Source organism: Aquimarina hainanensis (assembly GCF_042684685.1).
Taxonomy (GTDB): domain Bacteria; phylum Bacteroidota; class Bacteroidia; order Flavobacteriales; family Flavobacteriaceae; genus Aquimarina; species Aquimarina hainanensis.
In genome coordinates, this window is the sequence record NZ_JBHULX010000039.1 from 185,156 (window position 1) to 200,900 (window position 15,745).

Annotated in this window: 10 protein-coding genes; 7 read left to right on the forward strand and 3 right to left on the reverse strand. The window is 34.3% G+C overall.

The annotated features are described in order from the left end of the window. Nucleotides 1-66: 66 nt before the first annotated feature. Nucleotides 67-2,856: a putative LPS assembly protein LptD gene (locus tag ACFSTE_RS16785; RefSeq protein ID WP_378254520.1), complete on the reverse strand. Its 2,790-nt coding sequence runs from the start codon at nucleotides 2,854-2,856 to the stop codon at nucleotides 67-69. Between the two features lie 185 nt (nucleotides 2,857-3,041). Here ACFSTE_RS16785 and ACFSTE_RS16790 point away from each other — a divergent pair, with 185 nt between their 5' ends. The 7 genes from ACFSTE_RS16790 to ACFSTE_RS16820 all read left to right on the forward strand — a co-directional run bounded on the left by ACFSTE_RS16790 (nucleotide 3,042) and on the right by ACFSTE_RS16820 (nucleotide 11,448). Continuing rightward, the gene (locus tag ACFSTE_RS16790) at nucleotides 3,042-4,148 is read left to right on the forward strand and encodes an N-acetylmuramoyl-L-alanine amidase family protein (RefSeq protein WP_176030500.1); all 1,107 of its coding nucleotides are present in this window, start codon (nucleotides 3,042-3,044) and stop codon (nucleotides 4,146-4,148) included. An 85-nt stretch (nucleotides 4,149-4,233) separates the two neighbouring features. Then, nucleotides 4,234-5,184 (forward strand): MlaD family protein, encoded by a 951-nt coding sequence (locus tag ACFSTE_RS16795; protein WP_378254524.1) that lies wholly within the window; start codon nucleotides 4,234-4,236, stop codon nucleotides 5,182-5,184. 12 nt (nucleotides 5,185-5,196) lie between these two features. Beyond that, nucleotides 5,197-6,540 (forward strand): 4Fe-4S dicluster domain-containing protein, encoded by a 1,344-nt coding sequence (locus tag ACFSTE_RS16800; RefSeq protein WP_378254528.1) that lies wholly within the window; start codon nucleotides 5,197-5,199, stop codon nucleotides 6,538-6,540. Between the two features lie 78 nt (nucleotides 6,541-6,618). Beyond that, nucleotides 6,619-7,065 (forward strand): LNS2 domain-containing protein, encoded by a 447-nt coding sequence (locus ACFSTE_RS16805; protein ID WP_176030497.1) that lies wholly within the window; start codon nucleotides 6,619-6,621, stop codon nucleotides 7,063-7,065. Between the two features lie 66 nt (nucleotides 7,066-7,131). Continuing rightward, on the forward strand, nucleotides 7,132-7,923 hold the full coding sequence (locus tag ACFSTE_RS16810; RefSeq protein ID WP_176030496.1) for a (Fe-S)-binding protein: 792 nt from the start codon (nucleotides 7,132-7,134) through the stop codon (nucleotides 7,921-7,923). Between the two features lie 108 nt (nucleotides 7,924-8,031). Beyond that, on the forward strand, nucleotides 8,032-8,517 hold the full coding sequence (locus ACFSTE_RS16815) for an ABC transporter ATPase (protein ID WP_176030495.1): 486 nt from the start codon (nucleotides 8,032-8,034) through the stop codon (nucleotides 8,515-8,517). Between the two features lie 6 nt (nucleotides 8,518-8,523). Next, nucleotides 8,524-11,448, forward strand: a complete 2,925-nt coding sequence (locus ACFSTE_RS16820) for a glycoside hydrolase family 3 N-terminal domain-containing protein (protein WP_378254531.1) — start codon at nucleotides 8,524-8,526, stop codon at nucleotides 11,446-11,448. A 60-nt stretch (nucleotides 11,449-11,508) separates the two neighbouring features. Here the strand turns inward: ACFSTE_RS16820 and ACFSTE_RS16825 are convergent, their stop codons facing one another. Continuing rightward, on the reverse strand, nucleotides 11,509-12,342 hold the full coding sequence (locus tag ACFSTE_RS16825; protein WP_378254533.1) for a hypothetical protein: 834 nt from the start codon (nucleotides 12,340-12,342) through the stop codon (nucleotides 11,509-11,511). Nucleotides 12,343-12,482: 140 nt separating this feature from the next. After that, on the reverse strand, nucleotides 12,483-15,593 hold the full coding sequence (locus ACFSTE_RS16830) for a CHAT domain-containing protein (RefSeq protein WP_378254535.1): 3,111 nt from the start codon (nucleotides 15,591-15,593) through the stop codon (nucleotides 12,483-12,485). Between the last annotated feature and the right edge of the window lie 152 nt (nucleotides 15,594-15,745).

The following is a 15,745-nucleotide window of genomic DNA, read 5'->3' on the forward strand; positions in this document are numbered from 1 at the left end:
GTTTTTTCTAAAAAAAATTATAGCGTAAAAATAGTGTAAATTAATGGAGAACTAAAAGGCACTATTTTATAAGTTCCTATCCGGTTGGCTTCGCTTATCATATTTAATGTCGCTAAGAACAGAAGATTTAATTCCAATAAAGAAACTCCAGGAAGCTTGTTGGCTAAATGGAATCCAGTTAAAACTCATTCGCCAGCTTTCCAGATCTCGTTGAAACCTGAGATTGGTGTATGTAAATCCGGGATTTTTAAAATCATATCCAGAAGAAACACCGACAGACCATTTTGGAGAGAATTCCACATCTCCGGAAAACATAAGGGAGTGCGAAGATATCTCATTTTGCCTTCTGTTATTAGAATAGTTTACGGTATAAGATAAGCGCAAATTCCAGGGGATTTTATAATTGTAATTTTCAAAATCACTATTGGAAGAACTTTTCCGTTCCCGGTGAACATCCTCATCGTTGACAATGTCTAGCGTACTACCAAATAAATTATCAGAACGCCCTCCATTCCTCAGGGTTTCGTTTTGGAATGGGTCATCATTTTTCTTTGTTCGTTTAAAATCCTTACTGGAAAAAGAATATCCAAAGTTGGCACTGGCACGAGTTAAACGAAATAAACTTCCTCCGTTATCAATATTCCAGACATCAATTTTAGTGTTGTTATTATCCAGAGCGTAGGGATCTAGTTCCGCGTTAAAGTTAATATCTAACTTATTTTGAATAATAGGGATATTACCACTAACAGCTAATGGACTTAGCTTAAGAGAATCTCCCGCAAGATTATAAGCAGTTCTAAACGATAAGTTATTTAATATTTTAATTTTTTTGGCCTCTGTAGCAGTAGAGTCTTTACTTTTTACTTTGGCTTCCAGATTATTACTCAATGAAAAACCAATACTACTCGAAAAGGTGTTATTAGGAGCTCCAAAGTAGCCACCTGTGAATCTGGAGTACGAAACTTCTTTAGCTTCGTCTTCCGGAGTCTCTGGATTATCAGGGATTGTATAAGAATCGTAATATTGATCAAAAGCCGGATTGATATTATAACTTATAGAAGGGCGCATGGTATGCCGTATCGCTTCAATTTTACTTCCTTTTTTGAATTTAAAAGTACCGTATATTGTCGTTCCTACACTTGATGAGAAATTGTAAGTTCTAAATGCATCAAAGCCTTTAATTGTATCATTCACAACATCTCCGGCTCCATTATTAGCATCCTGATCATAGCTTTGCCTAATCGTTTCAAAAACCCAGTTCTCCTGAAAGTTCGTTCCTGCTGTAACACTTAAATATTTAAGTATTTTGAAATTGGTTGTCAATGGAATGGTATGCTGCATTCCCATTCTACTGTTTTCAAACATTCTGGAAGTAAATAAATCATCATCAGTAGTTTCGATTTTATTTTCCCCTCTGAAAGTGTATTGCGTATTAATATTGTGAATAATTCCTTTTTTAACACCAACTTTTGGAGCAAAAGGAAAAATTCTTGCCACATTGATATTAGCGTTAGGAAGTGATAAATTAACCACCCCAGTATTGGTATTGGAGTTATGAGTAGCAGCTAAACTAATATTTACCTGTGGATCCCCTGGAATCGTTTTTGAATATGATACAGAAGAACTCAATTGGTTGTTCAGGAAATTTCCAGTATTATTCTGGTTTGTAGATTCTTTGTAGTAATTACTACTACCAAAATTTACAGATGCAGAAAACCTGGAATTAGGATTAGCTTTTGCATCCTGGCTATGCGACCATTGTATATTATAGGTAGTAGAACGAGAGTAGTCAGGGAAACCTCGCTCACTCTGTAAGTTGTTCTGATACCTGAATCGCAAAGAACCTCTATAGCGATATCGAAGTGCATAAGCAGACTCCAAAGCAAGATTGTAACTACCATTGGTATAATAATCTCCCAGAACCGTTAAGTCGATATAATCACTGATGGCAAAATAATATCCTCCGTTTTGTAGAAAATATCCACGATTACTATCTTCTCCGGGATTAGGTATGATAAAACCAGAAGTTCTGTCTTCCGTTAATGGGAAATATCCAAAAGGAAGCCCTAGGGGAGTAGGAACATCCGCAATATACATATTTACCAATCCTGTAATGATCTTTTTTTCGGGAACAAGCTTAATTCTTCTGGCATAAAAATAATAGTCTGGATTATCAATATCTTCAGAAGTAGTGAACTTTACATTACGCATGTAGATTACCGAGTCATTTACCCGTTTAGAAACCTCATTCTTAATTTTGATTTCTCCCTGTTCTGTTCGGGAATTATAAATTAAAGCTTTTTCTGTATCGAAATTAAAACGTATGGAGTCCGGCTCTACAACATTTTGTCCTTGTTTAAAAATAGGAGTCTGCACATATTCTCCGAGAGAATCCTTAATACCGTAAGCATATACTTCACTTTTATTATTATCCAGAATAATAAGACCGGCATTAATTGTCATATCTCCATAAATAACTTCTGCTTCATCGTGCAGATACATCTTGTTTTCCTTTCTGCTAAGGCGCATATAGTCCGTAGCCTTATAGGTCACTTTATCTGTCAGGAAAGAAGATTCGGCAACAACGGAATCCTTTTTAGTGGTGTCTTGTGCTTTTTCAGATAAGAGCTCTTCGGGAGAGATTGTAATCTGATCCTTATTTTGTTTTTGAGAAATAGAAGTGGAGTCCTTTTCTGCAGGAATTGGAATACCTGAAGTTTTGATCGTTTCTTGTGCTGTCGTAAAACAAATACAAAAAAGTGAAAAACTTAGCGAATAAAGTATGTTTCGTACCGTTGTTTGCAATGGTTTATATCCTATTTTTGTGTAACTATGGCTTAGTTTTTGAAGTGCCAAAATTACATATATTTTTTATCTAGAGATTAGTATTATCAAAAAAATAAAAAATTATAATACATACTGCTCTCTTTTTAATTAGTATTGCACTAAGAATTAGTGTTATTTTTACAGTTATCAAAAACTATACTAAATACGGTGGTGAAGGGACAATGTTTCAAATTATAGAAATTTTATTAGTGTTAATGAAAAGAATAAATAGGTATATTGTTGTTTTGGGAGTGATACTTTCTTTCATTTTATGCTCACAAACAACCGCTCAGGAGAGCAAGAAAAAATTTGTAGTAGTTTTAGACGCAGGGCATGGGGGACATGACTCTGGGAATAGGGGAAATGGATACATAGAAAAAAATATTGCTTTGAAAGTTGTATTGGGAATCGGAAAAGAATTAGAAAAAGATCCTCATTTTAAAGTAGTGTATACCCGAAAGACAGATAAATTTATAGAACTTCACGAAAGAGGGAAGATAGCGAATAAGGCAAAAGCAGATCTGTTTGTATCCATTCACTGTAATGCACATCACTCTCAGGCATCAGGTACAGAAACCTTTGTATTAGGACTTCATGCAAATGATGAAAACTTTAATGTGGCAAAAAATGAAAACTCTGTAATTTTATTAGAAGATAATTACGAAGCAAATTATGACGGTTTCGACCCTAATTCCCCCGAGTCGATTATCGGATTAACCTTGATGCAGGAAGAATACCTCGATCAAAGTCTCACATTAGCGAGTTATGTACAAAGCAGATTTAAGAAATCATTAAAAAAGAAAAGCAGAGGAGTAAAACAGGCAGGTTTTGTCGTACTTCATCAAACATATATGCCCAGTGTATTAATAGAATTAGGTTTTCTTACTAACATAAAAGAGGGGAAATACCTGAATTCCAAAATCGGGCAAAAAGAAATGTCAGCTTCTATTATTAAATCGATAAAAGATTATAAGAAAAGCCTGGATGCGGTTTATTTTGTAGAAGACCCCGTTAGTGATACACCGGAAACAACTACAGCAAGTTCTGCAAACGGGATTGCCTTCAAAGTTCAGATTGCAGCAGGTACAACAGCCATTGCATTACAGCCGCAAAATTTTAAAGGATTAAAAGAAATATCCAAAATTAAAAATGATCGACTGTATAAATATTACTATGGAAATACGCCCGATTATAATGAGGCTCAGGAACTTCGTAAAAAAGCAGTAGAAAAAGGGTATGACTCTAGTTTTATTGTCGCTTTTAAAGGAGAACAAATAATTTCCATTAAAGAAGCTTTAAAAGCTAATTCTTCTTCGAATTAGTCTAAATAAAATCTGATAGTTCATTGAATAATTATCAGTAAAAATGTATTTTTTATCATAAATTTGTCATTAAAACCTCAATATTTTGAAATTTACTCGAGAAGTCAAGACAGGAATCTTAGCAGTTTGCGCGATTGCTCTTCTTATTTTTGGATATAGTTTTTTAAAAGGAAAGAATCTTTTTGAAAATAATAGAACTTTATACGCTATCTACGATAATGTAGAAGGGTTGATACCTTCCTCACCAGTAACAATTAATGGATTGGTAGTAGGAAAAGTGGTAGCCATCGATTTTTTTGATGCTTCGGGAAAACTAATTGTTAAGTTTAGTGTAAACAACGATTTTAAATTTTCTAAAAACAGTTTGGCTAAAATATCAGGGAGTGGACTTATTGGGGGAAAATCATTAGCAATTATCCCCACCTATCAACAGGGACTGGAAGCAAAAAATAAGGATACGCTAAACGGAAAAGTAGAAGGAGGAATTATAGATCTAATGACTTCTAAGTTAACGCCTCTTCAGCAAAAAATAGAATTAGCAGTAATGAATGCGGATTCATTGTTAGTATCAATTAATAAAGTACTATCAGAAGACACGCAAAATAACATTAATACTATTTTTAGTGATTTAAGTACTACTGTACGAAATTTTAAACAAGCCTCAGGTTCTTTGAATGCTATGTTAAGTGGTAACGAACAGAAATTGAATAATACATTTACGAATTTAGATCAGATGTCTACTAACCTAAATAAGTTTTCGGGTTCATTATCGCAGGTAGATGCGGCTAAATTGAGTAGAGAATTAGAAGCGGTGCTAGTGAATTTTAATAAAATTTCCAGTGATATCAATGCAGGGAAAGGAACCGTAGGAAAACTGCTGAAAGACAAGAAATTGTATACGAATTTAGAACAGGCCAGTAAGCAACTGGAGACATTGTTAGAAGACCTGAGACTAAATCCAAAAAGATATGTTCATATTTCCGTATTTGGAAAAAAGAACACTCCTTATGTAAAACCAACAGATTCAATACAGTAAACTAAATAACACATGCAATATATACCGAACATACTTTTTGTACTTGTTTTAGTAGCAGGGATAGGATATTTTACTATGAATATCCGAAAAGTTATTAGAAATGTACGATTAGGAAGAAGTGTAGATCGATCTGACAATAAAAAGGAACGATTTAAACAAATGGCGATGGTGGCGATGGGGCAGACCAAAATGGTAAGACGCCCGGTAGCCGGAATATTGCATTTGGTGGTATATATCGGATTTATCATTATTAATATAGAAGTACTGGAAATTATTATAGATGGTATTTTCGGGACTCATCGTATTTTTAGCTTTTTAGGAGGATTGTACGATTTTCTGATTGGGTCTTTTGAAATTCTTGCATTTCTGGTCTTGGTAGGGGTTATCGTTTTTTGGATTCGAAGAAATGTGATCAAACTAAAACGTTTTTGGAATCCGGAAATGAAAGGATGGCCCAAAAACGATGGGAACCTTATTTTGTATTTCGAAATGGTTCTTATGACATTGTTTTTAGTAATGAATGCAGCGGATTTACAATTGCAAGCACTAGATGCAGCGCATTACGTAAAAGCCGGAGCATATCCAATAAGTCAGTTTATCAGCCCGTTATTTAGTGGGATGTCAGAAACAGCATTAATTGTTTTGGAAAGAGGAGCCTGGTGGTTGCATATTGTAGGGATACTAATCTTTCTGAATTATTTGTACTACTCAAAACACCTGCATATAATGTTGGCATTTCCTAATACCTACTATGCCGACCTAAATCCCAAGGGACAATTAGATAATTTAAAAGCGGTAACAGATGAAGTAATGCTGATGATGGACCCTAATGCAGATCCGTTTGCAGCACCGGCAGAAAATGAGGGAGAAGAAGGAGAAGAGGCTGTTCCCGAAAAATTTGGAGCCTCTGATGTTGCAGATTTAAACTGGGTACAATTATTAAACTCGTATACATGTACGGAATGTGGACGTTGTACAAGTGAATGCCCTGCCAATCAAACAGGAAAAAAATTATCTCCTCGTAAGATTATGATGGATACCAGAGATCGATTAAAAGAAGTAGGAGATAATATTGATAAAAATGGAGGAACTTTTGTAGATGATGGAAAGCAGTTGTTAAATGATTATATCTCTACAGAAGAATTATGGGCATGTACAAGTTGTAATGCCTGTGTAGAAGCTTGCCCAATAGGAATAAGTCCCTTGTCAATTATTATCGATATGAGACGATATCTGGTGATGGAACAGAGTGCAGCACCTTCAGATCTTAATAATATGATGTCTAATATAGAGAATAACGGAGCTCCATGGCCATTTAACCAGATGGATAGATTAAATTGGAGTGAGGAATCTTAAAAAATAACCAGTAACTTGCTAACCATAAGTTATAAATATAGTTAACCGACAATTTTTTAAAAAAGAAAACTAAAAGTTATGAAAAAAGAAGAAGTAGAGAAGCTCTTACACGATAAGATAGAAGAAGGACAGCATATCAGTCCTGTATTGCCGGAAGGTATTAAAAACTATTTAATCGATATCGATGGAACCATTACAGAAGATGTTCCTAATGAAGAGCCAGAACGAATGGGAACTTGTAAACCCTTTCCAGATGCCCTGGCGACTTTAAACAAATGGTATGATGAAGGTCATATAATTTGCTTTTTTACTTCCAGAACAGAAGAACATAGAGAAGTGACCGAAAACTGGCTGAAAGAGCATGGATTTAAATATCACAGTATGTTAATGGGGAAGCCAAGAGGAGGAAACTATCATTGGATAGATAATCATTTAGTCAAAGCGACGCGATATACTGGTAAATTTACAGAACTGGTAGAAAGAGTGGTGACGATAGAGGTATTCGATGACGGAAAACACGATTAATAAAATGATGTACTCATCCTAATCTTTCTCCAGGATGAGTACTTCTTTAAGAAATAAAATAAAAGTATGAGTGAAGCAGTAAAAGTGTCAACAATGGCAGAGTATATGGCAGCAGGAAAAATGCCAGAGGTATTGTTTTGGGTTGGATGTGCTGGAAGTTTTGATGATCGAGCCAAAAAAATAACAAAAGCCTTTGTCAAACTCCTACATAATGCTCAGGTTGATTATGCTGTTTTAGGAACAGAAGAAAGTTGCACCGGAGATCCTGCCAAAAGAGCAGGGAATGAATTTTTGTTTCAGATGCAGGCAGTTACGAATATAGAAGTAATGAATGCATATGAGATAAAGAAAGTGGTAACAACCTGTCCTCATTGCTTTAATACATTAAAAAATGAATATCCGGCATTGGGAGGAAACTATGAAGTAATGCATCATACGGAATTCTTAAAGTCACTTTTGGAAGAAGGTAGATTAAAAGTAGAAGGAGGAAAGTTTAAAGGAAAGAGAATTACATTTCACGATCCTTGCTACTTAGGAAGAGCTAATAACGTCTATGAAGCGCCAAGAGATTTACTTCGTAAGTTAGAGGTGGAATTGATAGAAATGAAACGATGTAAACGAAATGGTTTATGCTGTGGAGCTGGAGGTGCACAAATGTTTAAAGAACCCGAACCAGGAAATAAAGATGTTAATGTAGAGCGAACAGAAGATGCTTTGCAGACTAAACCTGATATTATCGCAGCAGGCTGTCCGTTTTGTAATACCATGATGACAGACGGAGTAAAAAGTAAAGAGAAAGAAGATAGCATTGATGTATTAGATATAGCAGAACTAATAGCTTCTGCCCAGGATTTATAGTAGGTGATTCCTGTATTAGAGCTGTTAAAAAGATATATTATATTAACATTTTATTATGATATATATTAGGAATAGTTTTTGTTACTTTCCATTATAAAAAGTTAGCTGATGATAGTAGATTTTAAAGAACTACCTGATGAGTCCAGAATATGGATATATCAGGCTAATAGATCATTTTCCGCAGAAGAATTAGAAGAAATAAATAAAAAAGCAAACTCTTTCCTGGAACAATGGACTGCTCATGGTGCAGACCTAAAAGCTGGATTCGAAATAAAATACAAACGATTTATCGTAATAGGGCTGGATCAAAAAGTAAATCAAGCTACAGGGTGTTCTATTGATGCTTCCGTACGTTTTATTCAAGATTTAGAAGCAGATTATAATGTGGATCTTATGGATAAGATGAATGTTTCCTTTAAACAAGGCGAGTTCGTAGCGTATAAGCCATTAGTAGATTTTAAGAAAATGGCTAAAAACAAATCTGTTTCACCTAATACGATTGTTTTTAATAACCTGGTAACGAATATAGCAGAGTATAAAACTAGTTGGGAAGTTCCGGCAAAAGACAGCTGGCACAATCGATTCATTAAATAAAGTCCTGTGAAAAATATAATTGTCCCTACTCTATATTGCATAGCTTTTCTGCTACCATATGCTATTTTTTCTCAGGAAGTAAACCCTTTATATACCGCAGATAGAGAAGCTCAGGAAAATTGGGTGAATACGATCTATAACACCATGACCCTACAAGAGAAAGTTGGGCAGTTGTTTATGGTGGATGTATTTTCTTCCAAATCCAAAAAAGAAACTGATAAAATCAAAACTCTTATAAAAGAATATCACATAGGTGGTATTATTTTCTCTAAGGGAGGACCACAAAGACAAGCCAAGTTGAGTAATGAGTATCAGGAAATTTCCAAAGTTCCGCTCATGATGGCTATGGATGCAGAATGGGGATTATCAATGCGTTTGGATTCAACACATGCATTTCCCTGGAATATGACCTTGGGAGCAATAAAAGACACTTTGCTGATAGAGGAAACAGGAAAGGCAATAGGGAGGCATTGTAAGCGTCTAGGGGTGCATATGAATTTTGCACCAGTGGTCGATATTAATACCAATCCTAAAAATCCTATTATAGGGAATCGATCCTTCGGGGAAGAAAAAGAAAATGTAACTCAAAAGGCAGCAGCTTTTATGAGGGGAATGCAGCAGGCAGGAGTTTTGGCCAGTGCGAAACACTTTCCTGGGCATGGTGATACAGATCAGGATTCTCATAAAACATTGCCGACTGTAGAGTTTGATGCAAAACGGATTGATAGCATAGAATTATATCCGTATAGAAAGCTAATAAAAGAAGGAGTAGCAAGTGTTATGGTAGCACACCTTAATATTCCTAGTCTGGAAACACGATCTAATTACCCTTCTTCTATTTCAGAAAAAATAGTGACAGGGTTGCTTAAGGATAGTTTAGGGTATAAAGGACTTATTTTTACCGATGCGCTGAATATGAAAGGAGCTTCTAATTTTAGTGAACCAGGCGATATTGATTTAGCAGCTTTTAAAGCAGGAAATGATATACTACTTATTTCTGAAGATGTGCCAAAGGCGACTCAGAAAATTATAGCCTCATATTATGCAGGAGAGATAACAGAAAAACGTTTGTCTCATTCTGTAAAAAAGATTTTACTGGCTAAATATAAGGCAGGATTACATCAGTATAAACCAATTGATACAACAAATTTATACGAGGATCTCAATGACTTAAAGACACAATTATTGCAGCATAAACTGGTAGAGAATTCCCTGACGGTTGTAAAAAATGACAGAGCTGTTCTACCGGTAAAGAATTTGGATATCAAAAATGTAGCCTATGTGTCATTAGGAGATGATGACGGAACTCCATTTTATCAAACATTACAAAAATACACCAAAGTAGACTGGGTAAAAGCTGATAATCTGGCGGATATGATAGAAAAGCTAAAACAATATAATTATGTGATTGTAGGTTTTCATAAATCAAATGCACATCCGTGGAAAGGCTATAAATTCAAAGATAAAGAATTGGTTTGGTTGTATGAGATTGCTCGTTTGAATACTACAATTTTAAATGTTTTTGCCAGACCTTATGCGATGCTAGATCTCAAAACAACAACCAATTTGGATGGGATTATTATGGCGTACCAGAATAGTGAGGTAGCTCAGGAGAAAACTGCTCAATTATTATTCGGAGCAATAGAAGCAAAAGGAACATTACCGGTGAGTATTGGAGAGGGATTTCCAGTTAATACGGGGATAAAAATGCGCTCATTACACAGGTTGTCATATGGTATTCCAGAGAGTGTAGGAGTGAATTCAGAAAAACTGAAGAAAATTGATTCAGTAGTAGCTGTTACATTACGAGAAAAAATGGCACCAGGTTTACAGTTGATTGTAGCCAGAAAAGGAAAGGTCATTTTTGATAAAAACTACGGATACCATACTTATGCTAAAAAACAAGAAGTAAAAGGGACTGATATCTATGATTTGGCATCATTGACTAAAATTTTGTCAACACTGCCTTTGACAATGGAACTTAAAGATAAAGGATTGGTTTCTTTGCAAACAACTGTTGGAGAGATGCTTCCGGATTTTAAAGGTTCAAATAAAGAAAACACTTCTATAAAATCAATGCTTTCTCATTATGCGAGGTTTAGATCGTGGATTCCATTTTACCTAAAAACATTGGATACAGTAACAGGTAAACCTGATACAAAGTATTATAGAAAAAAGGAATCAGATGAATTTTCGATTCAGGTAGCTAATAATTTATATCTGAGAAGTGATATGAAAGATTCATTATTGCTGAGAATCAAAGAAAGTCCTTTGAGAAATCGCTTGCGATATAAGTATAGTGATCTGCCATATTATTTATTGAAAACCTATTTAGAGAATCATTATGGGAGTTCGTTGGATGAGCTGACACAACAACATTTTTATAAATCATTGGGAGCGAATAATACCGGCTATCTTCCGATACATAAGTTTGGTAAAAAGAGAATTATACCAACAGAAAATGACCAGGCATTTCGGGGACAGGTGATTCACGGATATGTACATGATCAGGGAGCTGCAATGTTTGGAGGTATAGGTGGTCATGCAGGGTTGTTTTCCAATGCCAATGATGTAGCCAAAATAATGCAAATGTATCTCAACGGGGGAACGTACGGAGGAAAGAAATATATTACTTCAGAAACCTTGGCGGAATTTAATAAATGTCATTTTTGTCATAAAGACGTACGTAGAGGTGTAGGATTTGATAAACCACAATTAGGAGAAGTGGGACCTACCTGCGGGTGTATTTCTATGACTAGTTTTGGACATAGTGGTTTTACCGGGACATTCACCTGGGCAGACCCTAAAGAGGAAATTGTATATGTATTCCTTAGTAACAGAACATTTCCGGATGCTGCTAATAGAAAATTAATTTCTAATGATATTCGATCTGAGATTCAACGAATTATTTATGAGGCAATAAAAAAATAAATTTTATAAAAAAAATCAAAGAAGCGTCATCAAATTTTTGGTGACGCTTTTTATTTGCAATTATAGTTTTAATTCTAATCCCAGATGAATTCCTGGCATATTATGAGAACCAATTTCATAATAGTTAAAACCGGTACTGATGGCAGTGTTTTTTAAGTAATATTTTAGGTGGAGTTTATATTCGTCGATACTACTGTGATTAATAAAGCTTTGTTTCCAGGATGTAAATAAACTAATTGGTTTTATGGGGAAAATTTCTATCCCCAGTTGATAAGCAAAACCAAAATGATGTACTTCATTAGCTACATAACTAGCACCAACTCCCCACCAGGCAGATATATGTTTTTCTCGTACTCTGTGATAGTTGATAAGCAAGCTGGAAATATCCAGGTTTTCATTGGCAATAACATCTCGTTCAAAAAAGTGAAGATGACTTCCTTCAACACTAATTAACGGATGGAATTTATACTGAAGTTGAAGAGCAGTAGCACTGGTGGACTGGTCATTAGCAAAAAAAGAACTCTTTATATGAAGGTTGTACGAAGCACCAGTTGCTGTGCTATCGAACAGATAATGACCATAGCTGTGTTCTCTGTATGGGTAGTGATTCATAGTTCTGGGAGCCCCTTCACCGATTAAAGTTCCATATGTAACCATACCCGCTACATAAGCAATGCCTAAAAAAATACCTTCTGCAATAGAATTAGCTATATAGCTATCAAAACTATCATCATAGGAAGTGTAGGTTTCATAAGCTTGGTCTGTGTTGCCAGATCGGCTACCGGACTGCTTTTCTTTTCTTAATTCATTTTTTGCTTTAGAAAGTTTTCCTTGAGCCAATCCATTTGAATATCCCAATAATAGGGATATAAAGATTAGAAATACTTTTTTCATTCGTTAGGTTTATTGTATTATATGAATATGTCGAATAAAAAGTACACTTCCCCTATATAGAGAAGCTATTTTTGTTTTTTTTTAAACAAGAGTTAATGGTGTTTAAGAAATAAGATAATGCCTTAATAGTTCGAATTGTGTTAGCTGTTTTTCTTTCTTCTGTATATATATAGACCTGCTAGCCCTAGTAATAGAACTGTTGCTAATAAATACCAGGTATTAATAGGATGGTCAAAAGGGATGGGGGTACTATCACCTACCAGATAAAAACCTCCCCAGTAAAAAGGATGAATACTGTGAATATCTGAGGTTTTTAGATAAGCTAATTTGGCTTTTTGGAGTGCTTTAGCTTTGTTCATACCAGAAGATAGGTTTTTGTAAAATTGCTGCATGATAAAAGGAGAAGCCTTATCAGAAACCTCCCAGTGACTTAGCAATAAACTTTTAGTTCCAGCATATTGAAAAGCATTTCCAAGACTCATGACTCCTTCTCCTTTAGCTATTTTTCCAGTTCCGGTATTACATGCGCTTAGAACTGTTAGTTTTGATGGAATGTTCATGGCGAACAGTTCATGACTGTATAAGATATTGTCTTCTATAGAGTCTTTGTTTTTTGTAAATAATAATCTGGAGTTTTCTGGATTGTTGTTGTCGACTTCTCCGTGTAATGCGAGATGCAAAATAGCATAGGTATTTGCATTTTTTTTGAAGTTTTTTTCATTGGCATCTTTCCCATAAAAATAATTTCCTCCAATAATATTAGAAATGGCTTTAATTTCTTTTCTCGTACCAGGTAAATCATCTCCTGAATCTCTTAAAGTAGCCAGTTTTATAGTAGTAGGATTCTCCGAGATACTAGTCGTGTCAGAAAAAGAAAAAGCAAGGCATTCTTGTTTTATATCAGGAGTTGTTTTTTTTGTAGAATTAGTAAATAACATACTTGCAGCATTTGCATAAGAAATGGCATACTCCTCCAGAAGATAAGGGAAATCCTTTTGGTTATTTGATTCGGGAACCATTGTTAATAACAGCTCGAAAGGAACATGCCACAAATATTCATCAGGGATAATAATTAATTGGTCTCCGGTTAGTTGGTTTTTTATAGGAGCAATTAGCTGTGTATACAATGAATGTGCTAGTGATATGTAGGTAGTGTGTTCTTTATTTGATATCGCATGTTGTAATTGTGCAATTTGTTCTTTAAGAGAGGATATGTTTAACTGTTGTGCATAAACCTGTTTTTTATTGATTGTAAATGCATATAAAATACTATCGTTGGTAAAATATTCCAATAAAGTGGTTCGGGAATCTAATCGTTGTTGAATTTCTTCAATACTACTAGTGGTTGTATTGTATTTTAACTGATGGTATTGAGGATATTTTTTCTCAATGACAGTAGTTAAAGAGTCCTGTATTTTTGTAATATCAAGTAAAGAACTTTCCAATGACATGATTTGTAGAGAATCCTCCTTTTTTTTGCTGTCAAGTTTTTCAATTTTAGAAGTGTATTCGGCATATTTCTTCTTGTAATGCTCCTCAGCAGAAGTGATTGTTTCCGGTAACTCTAAAAATTGCTTGGCATTACTGATACTTAGTAGTTCCCTGAGTGTGTTGTATTTGGATTTTTCAGAAATGTAAAAAGCATTATGTATAGCACTATTGTTATGAGGGTTCTGAAGAGAACTAAGAATTGATTTGGTATAGATACTTTTTACTCTTTTAGAAAAAACTATCTTATCTTTATAAGAAGTCAGTAATTGCCTGCAATCTGTAATCAGGTCACCTACTTGTTGATGATAGAGGTTACTTTCTTCTAATAATGATGCATTTTTAGTAGTGATATATTGTTGGTATTTTATATCTGCCATCCCTTCTAAAGAGATAAGTAGTTGGTTGGGATTAAAATAGAGCGTAGGAGAGAAGCTGGTTGTTTGAACCGCTTTATTGTGTTCTAATGCAATATGAAAATGTTTTGAAGCTCTTTTGAAATCCTTCATTTTCAGATAGATCAATGCCAGGTCATTATGAGCTTCTATAAAATCAATCAGGCGTTCATTCATATGGGAAGTAAAAATCTCCCGTACCTTATGTTGATATTCCAGAGCTAGGGTATAATTTTGTTGTTGTAATGCTATTTTTGATAGATTTTTATAGGTATATGCATAACTGGGATGGGATGTATCTGTAAATATTTTATGTAATATATCTAAAGATTTAGTACAGTTTTTTATAGCATTATCTACTTGTTTTTTTTTGAAATATGCATATCCGATATTGTTATAAAAAGTGGCGTAATCAGGCTTATCTTTCATACCTCCATCTTTTTTAATCATATAATGAATAGCTTTGTTATAATAAGATATCGCTTTATCATATTCACCCATTTCCTTATAAAGTGTTCCAATGGAATTACTAATAACAGGAACATATTGTTCTGATTTTTCACTTAAGATATCCAGTGTTTTATTGAAGGAGAGTAAGGCCTTATTATATTGCCCCATTCTTTTTAGAAGAATTCCTATATCGTGATATTGATAAGCAACTTGATGATGATCTTTACCCAGCACCTTTTTTTTAATTTCTAAAGATTTTTCCTGTAAGTCAAGAGCCTTACTATATTCTCCCTGAAGCTGGTATGTAAGCCCTATGTTAGCATATACATATGCGATACTGATGGGTTCAGTGTCTTTATGGGATAAATACATTTTAAGGGAAGATCTGAAATAGTTACTGGATTTCTCATAAGAAGCCATATTTCGGCATGTAATTCCCATATTATTATATAAACTTGCTATTTTTAAAGCGTTTTTCTCAGGATCATTCTTTACTACTTCTAATGCTTTGTCAAAATAATCAAGCGCTGTAGGATAATCGTATAATACTTCATCGTAATAAAAAGCGAGATTGAGGTATGTAGAATATCGTTCAATATGATTAGGTAAATACGTTTGTAATATAGTCAGTGCTTTGTTTGCATGCAGTAATGAAAGATCCCCCTTTTCTAAATAGGAGTAGTTTTCGGATAAAAGATTATGGCATTTGGCAATTTTTTCCCAATGGTTGATTTTTTGATAGATAGCTAAAGCCTTTTGAGTATAGTCAACTGAGGGAGCGCATTGATATTTATTAATTAGTGAATCTGCTTTTTTGAGATATATGTTAGCACTAATAGTGTCTTGCTGGGCATAAGTAAAAGTTGTAAAACAAATAAAAATTAAAAAAATATTTATAATTTTTAAAAAATAGTTCATTTATACTGTCAATTTGATATTAGTAGTTAGAGAAGGTTTCCTTTTTTTTAATAGAAGAAAAGAATACCTGAGTGTTTAAAAATACTATTTTTGTAAATATTGACATATACTCCCTATATTAAAAAGTAACATTTGGCTTAGTTGTAACATTA